This is a genomic window from Streptomyces dryopteridis, from assembly GCF_049606955.1.
In the GTDB taxonomy this organism is placed as follows: Bacteria; Actinomycetota; Actinomycetes; order Streptomycetales; family Streptomycetaceae; genus Streptomyces.
This window is the reverse complement of the sequence record NZ_CP187115.1, coordinates 137744-159444: the sequence shown is the minus strand read 5'-3', so window position 1 is coordinate 159444 and position 21701 is coordinate 137744. Positions and strand designations below refer to the sequence as shown.

Genomic DNA, 21701 nt, shown 5'->3' with positions numbered 1-21701 from the left:
CATGCCCGACCAGAAGACCGACCAGGAAGCGGTGCGCCGGGTCGTGGACGTGATCACCGGCACCTGGCAGGCCCAGGCCCTGTACGCGGCGGTCGCGCTCGACCTGCCCGACCACGTCGCCGCCGGCCACGTCACGGACTCCGCGCTCGCCGCGGCCGCCGGGGCCGGCGAGGACGGCGTGCGCCGGCTGACCCGGCTGCTGACCGCGCTCGGCGTCCTCGAACCCGCCGAAGCCCCCGGCCCGGACGGCCCCGTGCACCGGCTCACCCCCACCGGGGAACTGCTGCGCACCGGGGTGCCCCGCTCCCTGGCCGCCATGGTCCGCATCTACGGCGAGGAGTTCCACCGGGCCTGGGGCGCGGTGGTGCCGGCGATCCGCACCGGGGAGTCCGGGTTCCGGCACGCCTTCGGGCAGAGCCTGCACGAGTACCTGCGGGACCCGGAGGCCGGGGCCCGGTTCCAGCGGGCCATGAACGCGGGCAACGTGTTCTTCCCCGACGTGCCGGCCGCCTTCGACTTCTCCGGGGCCCGGACCGTGGTGGACGTGGCGGGCGGCAGCGGCATGCTGCTGGGCACCGTCCTGGCCGCCCGTCCCGAGGCGCGCGGGATCCTCGTCGACCAACCGCACATGATCCCGGTGGCCGTCGAACACCTCGACGCGACGGTCGGCCCGGACCGCTACGAGGCCCGCGCCGTCGACCTGTTCGCGGACGAGCCGGGGCTCCCCGCGGGCGCCGACGTGTACCTGCTGTCACGGGTGCTCCAGGACTGGGACGACGACCGGTGCGTGGCCCTGCTGTCCCGCCTGCGGGCCGCGCTCGGCGACACCGGCGGCCGGCTGCTGATCCTCGAACGGGTCGTCCCGGAGCACGGGGAGACCCTGCTGCCGCTCCTGTACGACCTGCACCTGCTCGTCGCCGCGGGCGGTCGCGAACGCGACCTGGCCGGGTACCGGGCCGTCCTCGCGGCGGCGGGCCTGCGCCTGGAGTCGGTGCACCCCCTGTCCCTGGAGACCAGCCTGCTGGTCGCGGCCGCCGCGTGAGCGCGCGCGAGCCCGCCCCCTCCCCCCGTACCTGTATCGGAGAAACGTGATGAGCAGCGGCGACCTCACGGTCTGCATCGTGGGTGCCGGACCCCGCGGCCTGTCCGTGCTGGAGCGGATCTGCGCCAACGCGCGCACCGTGTCCGCGCCCCGGACGATCACCGTGCACGTGGTCGACCCGCACCGGCCGGGACCCGGCCGGGTGTGGCGCACGGCCCAGTCCCGACACCTCCTCATGAACACCGTCGCCTCCCAGGTGACCGTGTTCACGGACGACAGCGTCACGATGGCCGGACCGGTCGAGAAGGGCCCGAGCCTGTACGAGTGGTGCGCGGCCCTCGCCCTGTCCGGGACCCCCGCCGGCCCCGAGGGCGTCGACGCCGCCGTCCTCGCCGAGGCGGCCCGACTGGGCCCGGACACGTACCCCGGCCGCGCCCTGTACGGCGCCTACCTGGAGGACGCCTTCGACCGGATCGTGATGGGCGCGCCCGAGCGGGTGCGCGTGCGGGTGCACCGCACGACGGCCGTCGCCCTCGGCGAGGGCGGCACGCCCGACGCCCAGTGCCTGACCCTGGCCGACGGCACCCGGCTCGACGGACTGGACGCCGTGGTCCTCGCCCAGGGGCACGTGCCCGCGCGCCCCACCCCCCGGGAGGCCCGCACCGCGCAGGAGGCCCGGGCCCTGGGTCTGCGGCACGTGCTGCCCGCGAACCCGGCGGACGTGGACCCGAGCGGCCCCCGGCCCGGCCGGCCGGTGCTGCTGCGCGGCCTGGGGCTGAACTTCTTCGACCACATGGCGCTGCTCACCACCGGTCGCGGCGGCCGTTTCGAACGGGTCGACGACCCCGACGGCGGCCCCGGCACCCTCGTCTACCGGCCCTCCGGCCGCGAACCTCTCCTGTACGCCGGTTCCCGGCGCGGCATCCCCTACCACGCGCGCGGCGAGAACGAGAAGGGCGCGCACGGCCGGTACCACCCCCGGCTGCTGACCCCCGAGACGATCGCCGCCCTCGCGGCGCGCGCCGCGGCCGGCGACCGGGTCCACTTCGGCGCCGACGTGTGGCCCCTGGTCGCCAGGGAGGTCGAGAGCGTCTACTACGGCACCCTGCTGACCTCCCGAGGCCGCGACGCCGAACGCGAGGAATTCGTCGACCGCTACCTCGCCACCCCCGCCGGCGAGGCCACGTGGGAACTGCTGGCCGCCCACCGGATCTCCGCCGACGTGGCGTGGAGCTGGGAGGGCCTGTCCCAGCCCTACGGGCAGCGGGTGTTCGCCGACCGCGCCGCGTTCGGCCGGTGGCTGCTGGACCACCTGGCCGCCGACGCCCGGGAGGCCCGCGCCGGCAACCTGAGCGGCCCCCTGAAGGCCGCCCTGGACGTGCTGCGCGACCTGCGCAACGAGATCCGGCTGATCGTGGACCACGGCGGACTGGAGGGCAACTCCCACCGTGACGAACTCCAGGGCTGGTACACCCCCCTCAACGCCTTCCTGTCCATCGGCCCGCCGGTCTCGCGGATCGAGGAACTGGCCGCGCTGATGCGGGCCGGGATCGTGGAACTCATCGGCCCCGGCATGCGGGTGCGGGTGGACCCGGACGGGCCCGACGGACCGGCCTTCGAGGCCACCTCGGACCGGGTGGGCGGGGAACCGGTGCGCGCCGACACCCTCATCGAGGCCCGGCTCCCCGAACCCGACCTGCGACGCACCGACGACCCCCTGCTGGCCCACCTGCTGGCCACCGGCCAGGCCGCGCCCTACCGGATCCCCGGCTCCTACGGCACCGGCCACGAGACCGGCGGACTCACCGTCACCCGACGCCCCTACCACGTGGTGGACGCCGAGGGCCGGGCCCACCCGCGCCGCTTCGCCTACGGAATACCCACCGAGGCCGTCCACTGGGTGACGGCCGCCGGCATCCGACCCGGCGTGGACTCGGTCACCCTGGGCGACTCCGACGCCATCGCCCGCGCCGTCCTCGACCTGACGCCCGCGGCCTCCCCCGGCCGGCGCGACCGGTGGGACGCCGACGCCGACCTGACGCGGGTGACCACGTGACCGCCCCCGCCGCGACACCCCTCCTCGACAGCGGCCTGCTGACCCCGGTGCGGGCCGGGACCCCGGTGGAGCACGCCGTCTCCGACGAGGCGTGGATCCGGGCCATGCTCGACGCCGAGGCCGCCCTGGCCCGCGCCCAGGCGGCACTCGGCACGCTGCCCGCGTCGGCCGCCGAGGCCGTCACCAAGGCCGCCGCCACGGGCTCCTTCGACGTGCGCGCCCTGGCCCTGGCCGGCCGCGAGACCGCCAACCCCGTCGTCGGCCTGATCCGGGCCCTGACCGACGAGGTCGCCGCCCTCGACCCGGCCGCCGCCGAGTACGTGCACCGCGGCTCCACCAGTCAGGACGTCCTCGACACCGGGGCGATGCTGGTGGCCCGGCGGGCCCTGGCCCTGATCCGCGCGGACCTGGCCCGCACCGCCGACGCGCTGGCCGCGACGGCGGCCCGACACCGCGACACCCCGGCGGCGGCCCGCACCCTCGCCCTGCACGCCGTGCCCACCACCTTCGGGCTGCGGGCGGCGGGCTGGCGCGAACTGGTCCGACAGGCCGAACGCCGACTGGCGGACGTCGCCGACTCCCTGCCCGTCTCGCTGGGCGGGGCCGCCGGCACCCTCGCGGGCTACCTGGAGTTCGCGGCCCTCGACGGCCCCGCCCCGAACCCCGCCGCCGACGCCGACGGCACGTACCTCGACCGGCTCGTCGACGCCTTCGCCCGGGAGACCGGTCTGGCCCCCCAACACCTGCCCTGGCACGCCCTGCGCACCCCGATCGCCGACCTCGCCGGCGCCCTGGCCCTCACCGCCGGGGCCCTCGGCAAGATCGCCCTCGACGTGCAGAACCTCACGCGCACGGAGGTCGGGGAGGTCGCCGAACCCGGCCCCGCCGGCCGCGGCGCCTCCTCGGCGATGCCCCACAAACGCAATCCCGTCCTCGCCACCATGATCCGCGCCGCCTCCCTCCAGGTACCGGCCCTCGCCGCCGCCCTGACCCAGTGCGTGGTCGCCGAGGACGAACGGGCGGGCGGGGCCTGGCACGCCGAATGGGCGCTGCTGCGCGAGTGCCTGCGCCTGGCCGGCGGGGCCGCGCACACCGCCGTCGAACTCGCCGAGGGCATGACCGCGGACCCCGCGCGGATGCGCGCCAACCTGGACCTGACCGGGAGCGCGCTGGTCTCCGAACGGCTCGCCGCCGTCCTCGCCGTCCCCCTCGGCCGCGACCGGGCCCGCCGACTGCTCACCGACGCCGCCGCCCGGGCCGCGCGGGACGGCGTGCCCCTGTCCGAGGTGCTGGCCGCGCTCCCCGAGGTCACCGCGCACCTCGACGCGCGACGCCTCGCCGAACTGCTCGACCCCGCCGCGTACACCGGCGCCGCCGGCCCCCTCGTCGACCGCGCCCTGCGCGCACCCTGACCCCACACCCCGACCGCCCCGACCACCCCGACCGCCCAGGAGTCCCCATGTCCCGCCGCCTGTTCACCTCGGAGTCCGTGACCGAGGGCCACCCCGACAAGATCGCCGACCAGATCAGCGACACCATCCTCGACGCCCTGCTCCGCGAGGACCCCACCTCCCGCGTCGCCGTGGAGACCCTCGTCACCACCGGCCAGGTGCACGTGGCCGGCGAGGTCACCACCTCCGCCTACGCCCCGATCGACCGCCTCGTGCGCGAGAAGATCCTGGAGATCGGCTACGACTCCTCACAGAAGGGCTTCGACGGCGCCTCCTGCGGCGTCTCGGTGTCCCTCGGCGGGCAGTCCCCGGACATCGCCCAGGGCGTCGACACCGCCTACGAGACCCGCGTCGAGGGCGAGGACGACGAACTCGACCGCCAGGGCGCCGGCGACCAGGGCCTGATGTTCGGCTACGCCTGCGACGAGACCCCGAACCTGATGCCGCTCCCCATCGAGCTGGCCCACCGCCTCGCGCGCCGCCTGACCGAGGTCCGCAAGAACGGGACCGTCCCCTACCTGCGCCCCGACGGCAAGACCCAGGTCACCGTCGAATACCTGGGCAGCCGACCCGTCCGACTCGACACGGTCGTCGTGTCCTCCCAGCACGCCGCCGACATCGACCTCGACGGCCTGCTCTCCCCGGACGTGCGCGAACACGTCGTGGAACACGTGCTGCGGGAACTCGCCGCGGACGGCATCAAGCTGGACACCGAGGGCTACCGCCTGCTGGTCAACCCGACCGGTCGTTTCGAGATCGGCGGCCCGATGGGCGACGCCGGCCTCACCGGCCGCAAGATCATCATCGACACCTACGGCGGCTACGCCCGACACGGCGGCGGCGCCTTCTCCGGCAAGGACCCGTCCAAGGTCGACCGCTCGGCCGCGTACGCGATGCGCTGGGTCGCCAAGAACGTCGTCGCCGCGGGCCTCGCCTCCCGCTGCGAGGTCCAGGTCGCGTACGCGATCGGCAAGGCCGAACCCGTGGGCCTCTTCGTCGAGACCTTCGGCACCGCCCGCGTCGCCACCGACCGCATCGAGGCCGCCGTCACCGAGGTCTTCGACCTGCGCCCCGCCGCGATCATCCGCGACCTCGATCTGCTCCGCCCGATCTACGCCCGGACCGCCGCCTACGGCCACTTCGGCCGCGAGCTGCCCGAGTTCACCTGGGAGCGCACCGACCGCGTCGACGCCCTGCGCGCCGCCGCCGGCCTGTAACCGGCCCGCCCCGGCCCCGCCCCGCCGCCACCGTTCCCGCCCCCGCCCCCGCGCCACGACCCCGCCTCCGAGGAGAGACCCGTGCGCATCGCCATCACCGGCTCCATCGCCACCGACCACCTGATGGTCTTCCCCGGGCGCTTCGCCGACCAACTGATCCCCGACCGGCTCGACCGGGTCTCGCTGTCCTTCCTCGCCGACCGTCTGGAGGTCCGGCGCGGGGGCGTCGCCGCCAACATCGCCCTCGGTCTCGGCCGGCTCGGCGTCCGCCCGCTGCTGGTCGGGGCCGTCGGCACCGACTTCGCCGACTACCGGCGATGGCTCCACGAACACGGCGTGGACACCGAACTGGTGCTGGTCAGCGACACCCTGCACACGGCCCGCTTCGTGTGCACCACCGACGCCGACCTCAACCAGATCGCCACCTTCTACACCGGGGCCATGGCCGCGGCCCGGGACATCACCCTGGCCCCCGCGGCGACCCGGGACGGCGGCCTCGACCTCGTCCTGGTCTCCCCCAACGACCCCACCGCCATGCTGCGGCACACCGCCGAATGCCGCGACCTCGGCATCCCCTTCGCCGCCGACCCCTCACAGCAGCTGGCCCGGCTGACGGCCGACGAGGCCCGCGCCCTGGTGGACGGGGCCCGGTTCCTGTTCACCAACGAGTACGAGGCCGCCCTGCTCGGCCGGCTGACGGGCTGGAGCGAACCGGAGATCCTGGACCGCGTCGGCACCTGGATCACCACCCTCGGCGAGAACGGCGCGGCCATCGCCCGCGCCGGCCACCCCCGACAACTCGTCCCGGCCGTCCCCACGCGGGACATCGCCGACCCGACCGGCGCGGGTGACGCCTTCCGCGCCGGCTTCCTCGCGGGCCTGTCCTGGCAGTGGTCCCCCGAACAGGCGGCCCGGCTCGGCTGCGCGATCGCGACCGTGGTGCTGGAGTCGACGGGCACCCAGGAGTACAAACTGTCCGCCGCCGACCTGCTGCTGCGGGTGGAACACGCCTACGGCGCCGACGCCGCCCGGGACATGGAGACCCGACTGCGAGGTTCCGCGATATGAGCACCCCGCCCACCCCGCGACAGCGGATCGACGCCCTCCGTGAGGCACTGGCCACCCGTGTGGTGGTCGCCGATGGTGCGATGGGCACCATGCTCCAGGCCCAGGACCCCTCCCTGGAGGACTTCGAGCAGTTGGAGGGCTGCAACGAGGTTCTGAACGTGACGCGCCCGGACATCGTGGCGAACGTCCACCGTGAGTACTTCGCGGCGGGTGTGGACATGGTGGAGACGAACACCTTCGGTGCGAATTTCTCGGCGTTGGGCGAGTACGAGATCACCGACCGCAACTTCGAGCTGTCCGAGGCGGGTGCCCGGATCGCGCGGGAGGTCGCGGACGAGTTCACGGCGAGCACCGGGCGGCAGCGGTGGGTGTTGGGCTCGGTCGGCCCGGGCACCAAGCTCCCCACCCTCGGCCACATCGACTTCCGGACGATCCGTGACGCCTACCAGGTGAACGTCGAGGGCCTGCTCTCCGGCGGCGCGGACGCCCTGGTCATCGAGACCACCCAGGATTTGTTGCAGACCAAGGCGTCGGTGATCGGCGCGCGCCGTGCCCTGGACGCGTTGGGTCTGTCGGTGCCGTTGATCGTGTCGGTGACGGTGGAGACCACCGGCACCATGCTGCTCGGCTCGGAGATCGGCGCCGCACTCACCTCGTTGGAGCCGCTCGGGATCGACATGATCGGTCTGAACTGTGCGACGGGGCCGGCGGAGATGAGCGAGCACCTGCGGCACCTCGCCCGCAACGCCCGGATCCCGCTCTCGTGCATGCCGAACGCGGGCCTGCCGGTCCTGACGAAGGACGGCGCCCACTACCCCCTCGGCCCGAGCGAGCTGGCCGACGCGCAGGAGTCCTTCGTCCGCGAGTACGGGCTGTCGCTGGTCGGCGGCTGCTGCGGCACCACCCCCGAGCACCTGCGGCAGGTCGCCGAGCGTGTCCGCGGTCTGACGCCGACGGTGCGGGAGCCGCGGCCGGAGCCGGGTGCGTCGTCGCTGTATCAGGCGGTGCCGTTCCGGCAGGACACCTCCTACATGGCGATCGGCGAGCGCACGAACGCCAACGGGTCGAAGAAGTTCCGTGAGGCCATGTTGGAGGCCCGGTGGGACGACTGTGTGGAGATGGCCCGGGACCAGATCCGTGAGGGCGCCCACATGCTCGACCTGTGTGTGGACTACGTGGGCCGCGACGGCGTCGCAGACATGGAGGAGCTGGCCGGCCGCTTCGCGACCGCCTCGACCCTGCCGATCGTGTTGGACTCCACCGAGGTTCCGGTGTTGCGGGCCGGTCTGGAGAAGCTGGGTGGCCGGGCGGTGATCAACTCGGTGAACTTCGAGGACGGCGACGGTCCGAACTCGCGGTTCGCGCAGGTCGCCGCCCTGGCCGGGGAGCACGGCGCGGCCCTGATCGCGTTGACCATCGACGAGGAGGGCCAGGCCCGCACCGTCGAGAACAAGGTCGCCATCGCCGAGCGCCTCATCGAGGACCTGACGGGGAACTGGGGCATCCGCGAGTCGGACATTTTGATCGACACGCTCACGTTCACGATCTGTACCGGGCAGGAGGAGTCCCGGGGTGACGGCATCGCCACCATCGAGGCGATCCGGGAGTTGAAGCGCCGCCGGCCGGAGGTGCAGACCACCCTGGGCCTGTCGAACATCTCCTTCGGTCTGAACCCCGCCGCCCGCATCCTGCTGAACTCGGTGTTCCTCGACGAGTGCGTCAAAGCCGGCCTGGACTCGGCGATCGTGCACGCGTCGAAGATTCTGCCGATCGCCCGTTTCGACGAGGAGCAGGTCACCACCGCTCTCGATCTGATCTACGACCGGCGTGCGGAGGGCTATGACCCGCTGCAGAAGCTGATGGCCCTCTTCGAAGGCGTCAACACCAAGTCGTTGAAGGCCGGGAAGACGGAGGAGCTCCTCGCCCTGCCGTTGGAGGAGCGGTTGCGGCGGCGGATCGTGGACGGGGAGAAGAACGGTCTGGAGGCCGATCTCGACGAGGCGTTGACGGAGCGGCCGGCGCTCGCGATCGTCAACGACACGCTGCTGGAGGGCATGAAGGTCGTCGGCGAGCTGTTCGGTTCCGGGCAGATGCAGTTGCCGTTCGTGCTCCAGTCGGCCGAGGTGATGAAGACGGCGGTCGCGCATCTGGAGCCGCACATGGAGAAGTCCGACGCGGAGGGCAAGGGCACCATCGTCCTGGCGACCGTCCGCGGCGACGTCCACGACATCGGCAAGAACCTCGTGGACATCATCCTCTCCAACAACGGCTACAACGTCGTCAACCTCGGCATCAAGCAGCCCGTGGCCGCGATCCTGGAGGCCGCCGAGGAACACAAGGCCGACGTCATCGGCATGTCGGGTCTCCTCGTGAAATCCACCGTGATCATGAAGGAGAACCTCCAGGAGCTCAACCAGCGGAACATGGCCGCCGACTATCCCGTCATCCTCGGTGGCGCCGCCCTGACCCGCGCCTACGTCGAACAAGACCTCCACGAGATCTACGAGGGCGAGGTCCGCTACGCCCGTGACGCCTTCGAGGGCCTGCGCCTCATGGACGCGCTCATGGGGGTGAAACGCGGTGTGCCGGGGGCGGCTCTCCCCGAGCTGAAGCAGCGGCGCGTCGCCAAGCGCGACACGCCGTTGGAGATCGTGGAGCCCGAGTTGCCGGCGCGCTCGGACGTGTCCGTGGACAATCCGATCCCGACGCCGCCGTTCTGGGGCACCCGTGTCATCAAGGGCATTCCCTTGAAGGACTACGCCTCCTGGATCGACGAGGGCGCCCTCTTCAAGGGCCAGTGGGGCCTGAAACAGGCCAAGGGCGGGCCGTCCTACGAGGAGCTCGCCGACACGGAGGGGCGACCCCGGCTGCGCGGGTTGTTGGAGAAGCTGCACACGGAGAACCTGCTGGAGGCTGCGGTCGTGCACGGCTACTTCCCGTGCGTGTCCAAGGGTGATGATCTGATCATCCTGGACGAGCACGGTGGGGAGCGCACCCGGTTCAGTTTCCCGCGTCAGCGGCGTGGCCGGCACCTGTGTCTCGCGGACTTCTTCCGGCCGGAGGAGTCCGGGGAGGTCGACGTCGTCGGGCTCCAGGTCGTCACCGTCGGCTCCAGGATCGGCGAGGCCACCGCCAAGCTGTTCGCCGCCGACGCCTACCGCGACTACATGGAGCTCCACGGCCTGTCCGTGCAACTCGCCGAGGCCCTCGCCGAGTACTGGCACGCCCGGGTCCGCTCCGAACTCGGCTTCGCCGGCGAGGACCCCGCCGACGTCGAGGACATGTTCGCCCTCAAATACCGCGGCGCCCGCTTCTCGCTCGGCTACGGGGCCTGCCCCGACCTGGAGGACCGCGCGAAGATCGCCGACCTCCTGCGGCCCGAACGCATCGGCGTCCACCTCTCCGAGGAATTCCAACTCCACCCCGAACAGTCCACCGACGCCATCGTCATCCACCACCCCGAAGCGAAGTACTTCAACGCACGCTGAGGTCGGAACGTCGGAAAGGAACAGCACGTCATGCCGTCGTCACCCGCGGCGCCGCCGGTCGCAGCCCGGCCGCTCGCCCGTCCCGGTCTGCGCGAGGCCCTTCGCACGGCCCGGGAACGCGCCGAACCCACCTTCTCCTTCGAGTTCTTCCCGCCGAAGACGGCGGCCGGCGCCCACGCGCTGTGGAGCGCGATCCGCCGGATCGAGCGGTTCGCGCCGACCTTCGTGTCCGTCACCTACGGCGCGGGTGGGTCCTCCCGGGACACGACCATCGAGGTCACCGAGAGGATCGCCGCCGAGACCACCCTGCGGCCCGTGGCCCACCTGACGGCCGTGGGGCACTCGGTGGCGGAACTGCGGCAGATCATCGGCCGGTACGCCGACGCGGGCGTGCGCGACGTGCTCGTCCTGCGGGGTGATCCGCCGGGCGACCCCCGCGGGCCGTGGGTGCCCCATCCCGAGGGCCTGACCCACGCCCGGGACCTCGTGCGCCTGGTCAGGGAGTCCGGGGACTTCTCCGTCGGTGTCGCGGCCTTTCCCGAGCGGCATCCGCGCTCGCCCGACTGGGAGAGCGACATCCGGCACTTCGTGGAGAAGTGCGAGGCGGGCGCGGACTACGCGATCACGCAGATGTTCTTCCGGGTGGAGGACTACCTGCGGCTGCGCGACCGGCTGGCCGCCGCCGGTTGCACCACCCCGGTGATCCCCGAGATCATGCCGGCCACCGATTTCCGTCAGGTGCGACGCTTCGCCGAGTTGAGCGACGCGCACTTCCCCGTCGCCCTGGCCGCGCGGCTGGAGGCGGCACGGGACGATCCGGCCGCCGGTCGGCGCATCGGCGTGGACCACGCGACGCGGATGGCACGGCGCCTGCTCGCGGAGGGCGCCCCCGGACTGCACTACATCACCCTGAACAAGTCGACGGCCACTCTGGACATCCACCGCGACGTGCTCGGCTCATCGGCCGTGCCGGGCATCCCGAGCACCCCCGCCGACCTTTCCTCCTCTTCCTCTTCCTCTCACCATGACCACAGGAGCACCGATGTCCTCGCGACCGCCCGCTGACACCACCCTGACCGATTTCAAGGTCGCCGATCTCTCCCTTGCCGCGTTCGGTCGCAAGGAGATCACCCTGGCCGAGCACGAGATGCCCGGCCTGATGTCGATCCGCCGCGAATACGCCGAGACTCAGCCGCTGGCCGGTGCCCGCGTGACCGGCTCCCTGCACATGACGGTGCAGACGGCCGTGCTCATCGAGACCCTCGTCGCGCTCGGCGCCGAGGTCCGCTGGGCCTCGTGCAACATCTTCTCCACCCAGGACCACGCCGCCGCCGCGATCGCGGTCGGCCCGAACGGCACCCCGGAGAACCCGCAGGGCGTCCCGGTCTTCGCCTGGAAGGGCGAGACGCTGGAGGAGTACTGGTGGTGCACAGAGCAGGCGCTGACCTGGCCGAACACCCCGACCGGCGGTCCGAACATGATCCTGGACGACGGTGGCGACGCCACCCTCCTCGTCCACAAGGGCGTCGAGTTCGAGAAGGCCGGCTCCGCCCCGGACCCGTCGACGGCGGACTCCGAGGAGTACGCGCACATCCTGACCCTCCTGAACCGGACCCTCGGTGAGGACGGTCAGAAGTGGACCCGTCTCGCGTCGGAGATCCGCGGCGTGACGGAGGAGACCACCACGGGTGTCCACCGTCTGTACGAGATGATGGCGGAGGGCAGCCTGCTGTTCCCGGCGATCAACGTGAACGACGCGGTCACGAAGTCGAAGTTCGACAACAAGTACGGCTGCCGCCACTCCCTGATCGACGGCATCAACCGTGCCACCGACGTCCTGATCGGTGGCAAGACGGCCGTCGTCGCGGGCTACGGCGACGTCGGCAAGGGTTGCGCGGAGTCCCTGCGCGGTCAGGGCGCCCGGGTGATCGTCACGGAGATCGACCCGATCTGCGCGTTGCAGGCGGCGATGGACGGCTACCAGGTCACGACCCTGGACGAGGTCGTCGAGACCGCCGACATCTTCATCACCACCACCGGCAACAAGGACATCATCCTGGCCTCGGACATGGCGAGGATGAAGCACCAGGCGATCGTCGGGAACATCGGTCACTTCGACAACGAGCTCGACATGGCGGGCCTCGCCAAGATCCCCGGGATCGTCAAGGACGAGGTCAAGCCGCAGGTCCACACCTGGACCCACCCGGACGGCAAGGTCCTCATCGTCCTGTCCGAGGGCCGCCTCCTCAACCTGGGCAACGCGACCGGGCACCCGTCGTTCGTGATGTCGAACTCGTTCGCGGACCAGACCCTGGCCCAGATCGAGCTGTTCACCAAGCCCGAGGAGTACCCGACCGAGGTGTACGTGCTGCCCAAGCACCTCGACGAGAAGGTCGCCCGCCTCCACCTCGACGCCCTCGGCGTCAAGCTGACCACCCTCCGCCCGGAGCAGGCCGACTACATCGGCGTCAAGGTCGAAGGCCCGTACAAGCCCGACCACTACCGCTACTGACGCGCGAGTCCGCGCGCGTCGCGACTGGCAGGGGAAAGGGACGCCAGGTCACGGGGGTGGGACCTGGCGTCCCGGTTCGTGGGGCGGCCGATCAGGGCCGCTGTTCCAGGGCGAGCAGGTGGCGCTTGGCGTCCAGGCCGCCCGCGTAGCCCGCGAGGGAGCCGTCGGAGGCCAGTACCCGGTGGCAGGGCAGGACCACGCACAGGGGGTTCGCCCCCAGCGCCGTGCCGACCGCGCGCGAGGCCCGCGGCCGGTCCAGGGCCATGGCCAGTTCCTTGTAGGTGGTGGTGTGCCCGTAGGGCACGAACGCGTCGAGGGCCAGCACCGTCTCCCGGCTGAACGGGGTGGCCAGGCAGGGGTCGACGGGGACGGCGAAGGCGGTGGCGCGTCCCGCCAGGTACGCGTCCAGCTCACGGGCCGTGCGGGCCAGGAGTTCGCGCTGCCGCTCGCTCGGGGCCTGTTCCCGCTCCGTCAGGCCGGCCCGCGCGATCCGGCCCCGGACCGTGTCGAGGTCCTGGAAGCCGCAGTAGACCAGGGCGTCCTCGGTGACGCCGAGCAGCAGTTCGCCGACGGCGCTCGGGTGACGGGTCAGTGCCACGGAACGAGGGCTGGGCATGGTGGGGCTCCTTGTACGAGGGCTTCGGTGGTCAGACCGTCAGCGGCCGGCAGCTCTTGCAGGCGCGGTAACCGGCCCGGCGGGCGTCGCGGGCGGTCGCGAACGGGACCCGGTGGGGGGCCGTGATGCGTCGGGCGTGGCCGCAGGTGGGGTGGCAGTAGATGTTCGTCGTGGCGCTGCCCAGGAACACGGAGCCGCCGCTCGCCCAGCGCCGCACCTCGGCCATGTCGACTCCCTCCGCCGTGCGGAGCGCGTCCCCGAGGGCCGGCAGGTGGCCCGCGTCGCAGGGCGCGCCGTTGTCGTACGTGATCCGGTGGCAGGGCACGAGCACGGGGAAGGGGTTGGCGGCGAGGACGCCGATCAGCGCGGCCGGGTCCGGGGGCGGGTCCGTCGTGCCCGCGCCGGCCTCCCGCGCGATCCACGACAGGGGGCGCAGTTGGCCGGGCGGGACGGTGCGGACGGCGGTGAGGACGCGGGCGGTGGGGGTGTCCTCGGGGCCGAGGTCCAGGGGCAGGTTGCGGGCACGGCCGGTGCGCAGGGCGGTGACCAGCCCGGGGAAGGGTTTGGGGACGGAGATCGCGGAGCGGCCGGTGCGGGCGCGGTGGAGTTCCTCGAAGCGGGTGGGTGTCAGTCCGGCGCCGCCGAGGGCGGAGCCGGTGACGGTGTCGGGGGCGGCGGCCACGAACAGGGGGCCGGCCGGGGTGTCGAGGGAGGCGTAGGTGTCGTAGCGCTCTCGGGGGACGCCGGCGCGGCGCAGGACGCGCAGCGCGAAGTCCGCCGGGAGCGGGGGCAGGTCGGCGTCGCCGGTGTCCCCGTCGGGGCCCGCCGGGGGGCGCCCGGGGTGGGCGGGGCCGGCGTGCGCGGCGGGCTCGGTCGGGCCCGCGCCGCCGCCGGGTACGGCGGGTCGTCCGTGGTCCGTCGTCTCCTCGTGCCCGGTCGGTCGGCCGTGGTCGTTCCGGCCGGTGTTCCCTTCGTGACCGCTCACGTGCTCACCTCCTTCAACTGCTCGTCCGGTGCCAACAAGCGTCGCAGGTCCCCCATGCCGCGCGAGACCTGGGCCTTGGCCGTCCCGACGGGGCAGCCCTGCACCTGGGCCACCTCGACGTAGCTCATGCCGACGACGTGGCGCAGCACCACCGGTATCCGGTAGTACTCCGGGAGCTCGGACAGCGCGGCGACCAGCCGGCCCCGGTCGTCGGTGTTCAGGGCGTGTTCGGCCGGGCCCGGCCTGGTGTCGGACCAGGTGTCGCGCACGTCGTCCACCGGCATGGCCGACACGGGGCGGCGGACGCTGCTGCGGACGTGGTTGCGCCACACGTTGGCCGCGATCGTCATCAGCCAGGCCCGGGGGCTGAGCTGTCGACGCCGTTCGGGCGTGTAGGTGCGCAGTGCCGTGTACGCGCGCAGGAAGGTGTCCTGTCCCAGGTCGTCCGCCTCCGCGGCCGACCCGGACACGCGCAGCAGGAACGCGTGCACCTGCTTGGCGTGCACGCGGACCAGCTCCGTGAAGCCGTCGTCCACGTCCTCCGCCAACAAGTCGGTCAGTTGCTCGGCCACGTTGTCCATCACTGAAGAAACACCGTCCCTCGGGAAAGGGTTGCTGGAGGCGTCGTGAGCACGGGGTCGTCGGCCGCGATGGCCTCGTACAGGCGGCGCAGGCGGGGCACCGGTTCGATGCCGAAGGTGTCGCCGAGCCGGTCGTGGAGTCCGCGGTAGACGGCGAGGGCCCGGTCGCTCAGGCCCGAGCGGTGCAGCGCGAGCATGAACTGGGCCTGGACGTTCTCGTGGGTGGGGTGGGCGGCGGCGAGCCCTTCGAGTTCGTCGAGGAGTTCGCGGTGTCGGCCGAGTCCGAGGTCGGCCTCGATCCGCCATTGGAGGACGGAGCTGCGGGCCTCTTCGAGGTGGACGACGTGCGCGGAGCTGAGGGTGCCGTGCGGCACGTCGGCGAGGACGGGTCCGCGCCAGACGTCGAGGGCGCGGGCCAGGAGGGCGGAGGCGACGGCGGGTTCGCCGCCGATCGAGGCGTCGAGTCCGCGGCGGGCCAGGTGTTCGAAGCGCAGGCGGTCGCTGGCCTCGGGGTACACGGTGAGCTGGTAGCCCTGGTTGCGGGTGACGAGGGTGTGGCTGTGGTCGGTGGTGTCGCGGAGGATCTGTCTGATGCACAGGACGTACGTCTGGAGGGTGGACACCGCGGTCTTGGGCGGGTCGGAGCCCCAGAGTTCGGTGATGCAGTCGCAGGCGTGGACCGTGCGGTTGGCGTTGAGCATCAGCAGGGCGAGGAGCCGGCGGGGTTTGGGGGCGCTGGGGGTGCGGTCCTCGCCGTCGACGACGAGGGAGAGGGGTCCCAGCACGCCTAATCGGACGGGGGTTCCGGTCGGTTCGGGGGCGAGGTGCGTCATGTGAGGTCCTGCTCGTATTCGTCGGGGTCCTTGTCGGTGACCCCGCGCAGTACCAGGCGCCAGATCTCGGCGAGTTGGGGCACGGGGCCGGGCTCGGTGCCGGGGTCCTCGTCGGGGGCGGCGGGGGGCCTGGTGCGGGCTTCGCGCAGTTGCATCTCCATGCCGGTGACGAGGTGGCCGGCGAGTCGGGCGAGGACGGCGGGATCGCTCCCGGGGCGCAGGCCGTATTCGTCGCCGGCCCGGCGGAACAGGTCGCCCAGGGCGGGCAGCCAGTCGGCGCCCCAGGTGGAGGGGGAGCGTTCGCGGGCGAGGCGGGCGGCGGCGCGGACCTCGACGTTCTCCTCCAGCAGTCGGGTGAGGGCGACGGTGAGGGCCACGCCGGCGGCGAGGGCGGGGCGGGGGCGGGCGAGGACCTCGGCGACGGCGTCGCGGACGAGGTCGCCGCCCCGGCTCTGGACGGCGTCGGCGAGGGCGGCCTTGTTGCGGAAGTGGAAGGTCATGGCCCCCATGGAGACCTCGGCGAGGGCGTTGACCGCGCTGAGGGTGGCGGCCTCGTAGCCCGCGCGGTCGAACTCGGTGGCGGCGCAGTGGATGAGGAGCGCACGGGTGCGCACGGCCCGTGGTTGTCGCGCCATGGATTTCTCCAGGTGGTGGGTGGTCGGGCGGTCGGGCGGCCGGGAGGGTGAGGTCGACTTGCCAAAGGTGTCGGTGGACCGGCTCTCCCAGCATCCTAGAACATAGCGAACGTTCGCTATGCTTTTTCGCGTCAACCGAACGAGCTGACCGCACGCAGGGGGACTGGACATGTCAGAGCGCCGCACGACGCCGATCCGAGACCACCAACGACACCCGTCGCGGGCCGCGTTCATCGAGAGGGTCTTCGGACACCTGCCGCGCCGGGACCAGCGCCGCTGGGCCGAGACCTACGTCGAGGGACTGCTGGGCACCCCGGGCCGCAAATCGGTCCGCCGGATGGCCGAGGCGCTGGCCGCCGCCCCCACCGCCTCCCAGTCGCTGCACCAGTTCGTCAGCGAGAGCCCGTGGGCCTGGGACCCGGCCCGGCAGGCGCTGACCCACTGGATCGAGGAGCGGACCAGCGTGCGCGCCTGGAGCCTGGGCACGGTCTTCGCCCACAAGCGCGGCGACCACTCGGTGGGCGTGCACCGCCGGTTCGACGGCGCCCTCGGCCGGGTCGTCAACGGCCAGGTCGGCATGGGCATCCAGCTCTCCACCTGCTGCGGGGACCTGCCGGTGGACTGGCGGCTGCACCTGCCGGAGTCCTGGTGCCACGATCCGGCGCTGCGCCGGCGCGGGCGGATCCCCGACACGGCCCGCCACCTGCCGCTGTGGCGGCACGCGCTCGACCTCGTGGACACCCTCGCCGCGCGGACCGATCCGCGCCCGGTCCTCGCCGACGGGGTGGAGACGGAGGACGCCGCCGCCCTGCTGTCGGGGCTCGGCGAACGCGGGCACCGCTTCCTGGTGACCGTGCCCCCCGGCCTGACCCTGCTGGCCGGACCGCACCTCGACGACCGGGGGCGACCGCGCTCGCCGTCGACGGCCGAGCGCCTGTGCGCGCAGGACCACCTCGTGGGGCGGGGCTCCTCCCTGCGGCTGCCGCGCCCGTTGTCGTTGCGGGCGCCGGGGCCGGGCCTGGTCCCGGTGCCGGACGTCGACGCCGCGACGGGGGAACGGCCGGGCGGGCGCGTCGGCGGGGCGGTCCGGGTCGGGCCCGCGCGGCGGGCGGTGCGGGGCGCGGGGCAGTTGTGGACCCTGTCCGGGCCGGTGCACCTGCCCGGCGCCCGGCATTCGCTGCGGCTGTTGGCCCAGTGGCCGACCCGGGGGTCGCGGCCGGTGCGGATCTGGGCCACGGATCCGGCGCGCGTCGCTCCGGAGGGCCTGTTGCCGCTGGTGGAGGCCCAGTCCGCCGCCGTGACCTCGATGCACGCGCTGCGCGAGGACTTCGGGCTGTCGGACTTCGAGGGCCGGTCCTTCCCCGGCTGGCACCGGCACACGACGCTGGTGTCGGCGGCCCGTGCCTGGCACCTGCGGGCGGGGGCGGGGGAGCACGCGCACGGCTGGGGCGGCGGGTTCGGCGGGGGCGACGGGCACGCGGCGCCCGTCCGCGTCGGCTGCTGACCCCTCCCCGCGCCGGGTCGGGCCGCGTCAGGCCGCCGTCCACCCCCCGTCCACGGGCACGGCCGCGCCGGTCACGAAGGAGGCGCGGTCGCTGAGCAGCCAGGCGGCGGCCTGGGCCACCTCGTCGGGGGCGGCCATCCGGCGTTGCAGGGAGCGTTCGGTGAAGGAGCGCTCCAGGGCCGGGGTCCGGCCGAGCACCTCGTCCATCAGCTCGGTGCGGGTGCTGCCGACCACCAGCGAGTTGACCCGCAGGCCGAAGGGGGCGTACTCGTCGGCGGCGGCCTTGGTGAGGCCGATCACCGCGTGTTTGGCGGCGATGTAGGGGGCCGTGGCGCCGGTGGCGCGCAGTCCCGCCACGCTGGAGGTGTTCACGACGGCGCCGGCGCCGGCCGCCGCCATGACCGGGAGTTGCCGTTTCAGACAGTTCCAGACCCCGCGCAGGTTGACGTCCACGACCTTGTCGAAGACCTCGTCCTCGGTCTCGTGCAGCAGGGTGCCGGCGGTGGCCCAACCGGCGTTGTTGAAGGCCGCGTCGAGCCGGCCGTGCTCCTCGACGGCGACGGTGACCACGCGGGCCACGTCCGCGACCCGGGTGACGTCCGCGACGACCGCCGTGGCCCGCCCGCCCGTCGCGGTGATCTCCTCCACCAGGCGGTCGAGGAGGTCACCGCGGCGGGCGGTGACGACCACCTCGGCGCCTTCGGCGGCGAAGCGCCGGGCCGCCGCCGCGCCGATCCCGCTGGACGCCCCGGTGACCATGACGACCTTGCCCTCGAGTAATCTCATGTCGCTCATGACCAGGCGTTTTATCACAGCGCACAGCGCGGCGGCAGGACAATCCGGACCGCTCGAAAACCGCCGCGCACCGCTCCGACGGGGTTTCGGCCACGCCCCGGGCGCACCGGATTCGCCCAGCGCGTGACAGAGCGGTACCGCAAAGACGGGCAAGGTCCCCCGATCCCGCGTCGTGACCGACGGCCGATCGGGGACCCCCGCTCAGCCCATCAGGGACTGCCCCCCGTCCACCGTCACCACGGTGCCGGTCACGTACGCGTTCGCCATGAGGAACACGGCGGCCGAGGCCACTTCCTCGGCGGTGCCGTACCGGCCCAGGGGCATCGTGCGGCCGGCCAGGGCCACCGCCGCGTCCCCGGCCGCGCCGCCCGGGGTGAGGGGGTCGTCGTGCGCGCCGTGCGCTGCGGGCGCGGGGTGCTCCGCGACGGCCGCCAGCAGGCGGCGGCGGAGCATGGGCGTGTCCACCGAGCCGGCCCGTACCGCGTTCACCCGGATCCGACGCGGGGCCAGTTCCACGGCCAGGGCCCGGGTGAGCCCCTCCGTGGCGGCCGCGGCGGCGATCACCGCCGAGCCGTGGGCCACGGGGCGCACCACGTAGATGCCGGACAGGTAGGTGAGGGAGGAGCCGGGTCCCAGGCGGGGCGCCGCGGTCCGGGCCACGGCGTAGCCGCCCCACAGGCGGCCCTCGACGCTGTCGGCGACGTGTTCGCGGGGGGCGGTGGCCAGCGGGCCGCCCGCCACGGTGCCGGCCGTGACCAACACGTGGTCTACGGTGCCGAGTTCGTCGAGGACCTGGCCCAGCCGTTCCTCGTCGCGCACGTCGGCCCGGTAGGTGCGGACCTCGGCCCCCGGCACGCTCGCGGCCAGCCAGTCGGCCGCGATGCCCAGGCGGGCCTCGTCCCGGCCCAGCAGCGCGGGACGCGCGCCGAGGCCGGCGAGCATCCGGGCGGTGGCCAGGCCGATGCCGGAACCGCCGCCCGCGATGAGGACGGTCGTTCCGGCGAAGGACGCGGACGAGGCCGGTAACCGGGCCGCGAAGGGGGCCGGTTCGGGCCCTGTCCCGGAGCCCTCGGCGAAGGGCGGACCGGCGTCCCGGCCGGCGGCCGCGGCGACCGCGACCGGTCTCGCGGACTCCCCGCCGGAAGCCGGCAGGACGCTCACGCTCATGCCCGGGCCTCGGCCATCAGCTCGGCGGCCCGCCGTTCGCTCACCCGCAGCGCCGCCGCGGCCTCCGGTTCGGCCAGGGTCGGGATCAGCAGGTTCCACATGTCCACCGTGCGGCGCGGCAGGTCGGTGCGGCCCGTCACGAGGTTCGAGTAGAACTGCATGCCCGTACAGGCACTCACGACGAACTCCGCCACCTGCTCCGGATCCGCGGATTCCCGCAGCTCACCCCGGGCGCGGGCCTCGTCCAGACAGGTGCGCATGATCACCTTCCACTCGTCGAAGGACTCCGAGTCGTGCCGGCCGAACCCGGTCTGCTCGACGGCGAGCCGGACGCCGGCGCGCAGGATCCGGTCCACTTGCAGTTGGTGCGACCACACCAGGGTCAGGTCGATCAGTCGTTGCAGCCCGTCGGAGGTCAGCCTGGGCATGATGGTCTGCGGCTGCGAGTTCATCACGGCCACGGCCAGGGCCTCCTTGTTGGGGAAGTGGAAGTACACCGCCCCCAGCGTGATGCCGGCGCGCTTCATGATCTCGCGCATCGCGGCCCCGTGATAGCCGCTCTCGTCGAACACCTCGGCCGCGGCGAGGATGATCGCCGCCCGGGTCTTCACCGCCCGCTCCTGGTTCACCTGTTGTTCCACCACGTCCCGCGCCCTCCCTCGACAAACAAAGCGAACGTCATTTACTTTACAGCGCGAGTCGCGGACCTGACGGATTCTCCGGGCTCTCCACGTGCGTACACCAGGGGGAAACAGCATGCTCATGTCGCCTGAACGTTCCGCGTTAGACGCCTTGACGACCACCGTCGCCAAGGAGCACGTGCACCGCACCTCACTGGCCGACGTGTTCCTCACGGGCTGCGCGAGCGGAGGTCCCGACACCTTCACGATCACGGCCCAGTGGCCGCGCGTGCACAGCTTCTACCGCAACGACCACGGCCTGTACGACCCGCTGATGCTGTGCGAGACGATCCGGCAGAGCCTGCCGTTCCTCATGCACACCCGCTACGACGTCCCCATCGGCCACCAACTGATGTGGCAGCGCTTCCGGTACTCCGTCGACTCCCGCGCCATGGTCATCGGACGCACCCCCGCCGAGCTCACCCTGCGCGTGACCTGCCGGAACGCCACCTACCGGCGCGGCCTGCCGGCCTCCCTCGACCTGCGCTACGAGGTCCTGCGCGAGAACCGGCTCCTCGCCGTGGCCGGCACCACCTTCACCTGCCACACCCCGGCCGTCTACCGCCGACTGCGCGGCGAACGCGCCGACATGACGGCCGCGTTCTGGGACATCCCCCGCCCGCCGGCCCCCCTGCCGCCCCACGAATGCGGGTCGGAACGCGAACGGGACGTGGTCCTCTCCCCCACCGAACGGTCCGGCCGGTGGGAACTGCGCTCCGACATCGCGCACCCCATCCTCTTCGACCACCCGGTGGACCACGTCCCCGGCATGCTGCTCCTCGAAGCGGCCCGGCAGGCCGCCTACGCCACCCGCCCGCCCGGCGGCGCCGGCTGGCCCGCGTCCATGGACGTCTCCTTCCTGCGGTACGTCGAATTCGGGCGTCCCTGTCAGGTCCTCGCCGAACCCCACGACGCGGACGGCCCGGCCCAGACCGGCGGCGACGGCAGCCGCACCCTCCGCGTCTCGGCCGTCCAGGACGGCGCCCCCGCCTTCGAGGCCCTCCTCGACGTACTCGACCACCCCATCACCCCCTGACCCCCCACCGCCGACCCGATCGCGGGCAGGCCCCG

The 21701-nt window shown here is 73.1% G+C and carries 18 protein-coding genes; 10 read left to right on the top strand and 8 right to left on the bottom strand.

Translation table 11 applies throughout. The features are described from left to right. The first annotated feature begins 1 nt into the window (after position 1). From ACN20G_RS36145 to ahcY, 8 genes are all read left to right on the top strand, one after another. Positions 2–1042 (top strand): methyltransferase, encoded by a 1041-nt coding sequence (locus ACN20G_RS36145; protein ID WP_424217604.1) that lies wholly within the window; start codon positions 2–4, stop codon positions 1040–1042. A gap of 49 nt (positions 1043–1091) precedes the next feature. Continuing rightward, the gene (locus ACN20G_RS36140; RefSeq protein WP_424217603.1) at positions 1092–3098 is read left to right on the top strand and encodes an FAD/NAD(P)-binding protein; all 2007 of its coding nucleotides are present in this window, start codon (positions 1092–1094) and stop codon (positions 3096–3098) included. Beyond that, positions 3095–4510: a lyase family protein gene (locus ACN20G_RS36135; protein WP_424217602.1), complete on the top strand. Its 1416-nt coding sequence runs from the start codon at positions 3095–3097 to the stop codon at positions 4508–4510. The genes ACN20G_RS36140 and ACN20G_RS36135 overlap by 4 nt, the downstream gene beginning before the upstream one ends. Before the next feature lie 47 nt (positions 4511–4557). Further along, entirely contained in the window at positions 4558–5766 is a 1209-nt protein-coding gene (gene metK / locus ACN20G_RS36130; RefSeq protein WP_424217601.1) for a methionine adenosyltransferase, read from the top strand. Between the two features lie 81 nt (positions 5767–5847). Beyond that, positions 5848–6834: a carbohydrate kinase family protein gene (locus tag ACN20G_RS36125; protein WP_424217600.1), complete on the top strand. Its 987-nt coding sequence runs from the start codon at positions 5848–5850 to the stop codon at positions 6832–6834. Next, positions 6831–10322: a methionine synthase gene (gene metH / locus ACN20G_RS36120; protein ID WP_424217599.1), complete on the top strand. Its 3492-nt coding sequence runs from the start codon at positions 6831–6833 to the stop codon at positions 10320–10322. Before ACN20G_RS36125 ends, metH begins: the two co-directional genes overlap by 4 nt. Before the next feature lie 30 nt (positions 10323–10352). Then, positions 10353–11387, top strand: a complete 1035-nt coding sequence (metF, locus tag ACN20G_RS36115; protein ID WP_424217598.1) for a methylenetetrahydrofolate reductase [NAD(P)H] — start codon at positions 10353–10355, stop codon at positions 11385–11387. Beyond that, on the top strand, positions 11365–12834 hold the full coding sequence (gene ahcY, locus ACN20G_RS36110) for an adenosylhomocysteinase (protein ID WP_424217597.1): 1470 nt from the start codon (positions 11365–11367) through the stop codon (positions 12832–12834). The genes metF and ahcY overlap by 23 nt, the downstream gene beginning before the upstream one ends. Before the next feature lie 91 nt (positions 12835–12925). Here ahcY and ACN20G_RS36105 read toward each other — a convergent pair whose 3' ends face one another. Genes ACN20G_RS36105 through ACN20G_RS36085 form a run of 5 tightly spaced genes read right to left on the bottom strand, consistent with a single transcriptional unit; the run spans position 12926 to position 16484 of the window. Continuing rightward, entirely contained in the window at positions 12926–13450 is a 525-nt protein-coding gene (locus ACN20G_RS36105) for a methylated-DNA--[protein]-cysteine S-methyltransferase (protein ID WP_424217596.1), read from the bottom strand. 31 nt (positions 13451–13481) lie between these two features. After that, entirely contained in the window at positions 13482–14435 is a 954-nt protein-coding gene (locus ACN20G_RS36100; RefSeq protein ID WP_424217595.1) for an Ada metal-binding domain-containing protein, read from the bottom strand. Then, on the bottom strand, positions 14432–15016 hold the full coding sequence (locus ACN20G_RS36095) for an RNA polymerase sigma factor (RefSeq protein ID WP_424217594.1): 585 nt from the start codon (positions 15014–15016) through the stop codon (positions 14432–14434). Before ACN20G_RS36095 ends, ACN20G_RS36100 begins: the two co-directional genes overlap by 4 nt. Beyond that, positions 15016–15849 carry an AfsR/SARP family transcriptional regulator gene (locus ACN20G_RS36090; protein ID WP_424217593.1) on the bottom strand — a complete coding sequence of 278 codons (834 nt, stop codon included), beginning with the start codon at positions 15847–15849 and terminating at the stop codon, positions 15016–15018. The genes ACN20G_RS36095 and ACN20G_RS36090 overlap by 1 nt, the downstream gene beginning before the upstream one ends. Beyond that, positions 15846–16484 (bottom strand): TetR family transcriptional regulator, encoded by a 639-nt coding sequence (locus ACN20G_RS36085; protein WP_424217592.1) that lies wholly within the window; start codon positions 16482–16484, stop codon positions 15846–15848. Before ACN20G_RS36085 ends, ACN20G_RS36090 begins: the two co-directional genes overlap by 4 nt. Positions 16485–16653: 169 nt before the next feature. Between ACN20G_RS36085 and ACN20G_RS36080 the strand changes: the two genes are divergently transcribed. Further along, on the top strand, positions 16654–17988 hold the full coding sequence (locus ACN20G_RS36080; RefSeq protein WP_424217590.1) for an IS701 family transposase: 1335 nt from the start codon (positions 16654–16656) through the stop codon (positions 17986–17988). 27 nt (positions 17989–18015) lie between these two features. Here the strand turns inward: ACN20G_RS36080 and ACN20G_RS36075 are convergent, their stop codons facing one another. The 3 genes from ACN20G_RS36075 to ACN20G_RS36065 all read right to left on the bottom strand — a co-directional run bounded on the left by ACN20G_RS36075 (position 18016) and on the right by ACN20G_RS36065 (position 20594). Continuing rightward, positions 18016–18783, bottom strand: a complete 768-nt coding sequence (locus ACN20G_RS36075) for an SDR family NAD(P)-dependent oxidoreductase (RefSeq protein ID WP_424217589.1) — start codon at positions 18781–18783, stop codon at positions 18016–18018. A 201-nt stretch (positions 18784–18984) separates the two neighbouring features. Continuing rightward, on the bottom strand, positions 18985–19950 hold the full coding sequence (locus ACN20G_RS36070; protein WP_424217587.1) for an SDR family oxidoreductase: 966 nt from the start codon (positions 19948–19950) through the stop codon (positions 18985–18987). Continuing rightward, a complete protein-coding gene (locus tag ACN20G_RS36065; protein ID WP_424217586.1) occupies positions 19947–20594 on the bottom strand; it encodes a ScbR family autoregulator-binding transcription factor in 648 nt (215 codons plus the stop codon). Before ACN20G_RS36065 ends, ACN20G_RS36070 begins: the two co-directional genes overlap by 4 nt. A 148-nt stretch (positions 20595–20742) precedes the next feature. Between ACN20G_RS36065 and ACN20G_RS36060 the strand changes: the two genes are divergently transcribed. Next, a complete protein-coding gene (locus ACN20G_RS36060) occupies positions 20743–21666 on the top strand; it encodes a ScbA/BarX family gamma-butyrolactone biosynthesis protein (protein ID WP_424217585.1) in 924 nt (307 codons plus the stop codon). Positions 21667–21701: the final 35 nt, after the last annotated feature.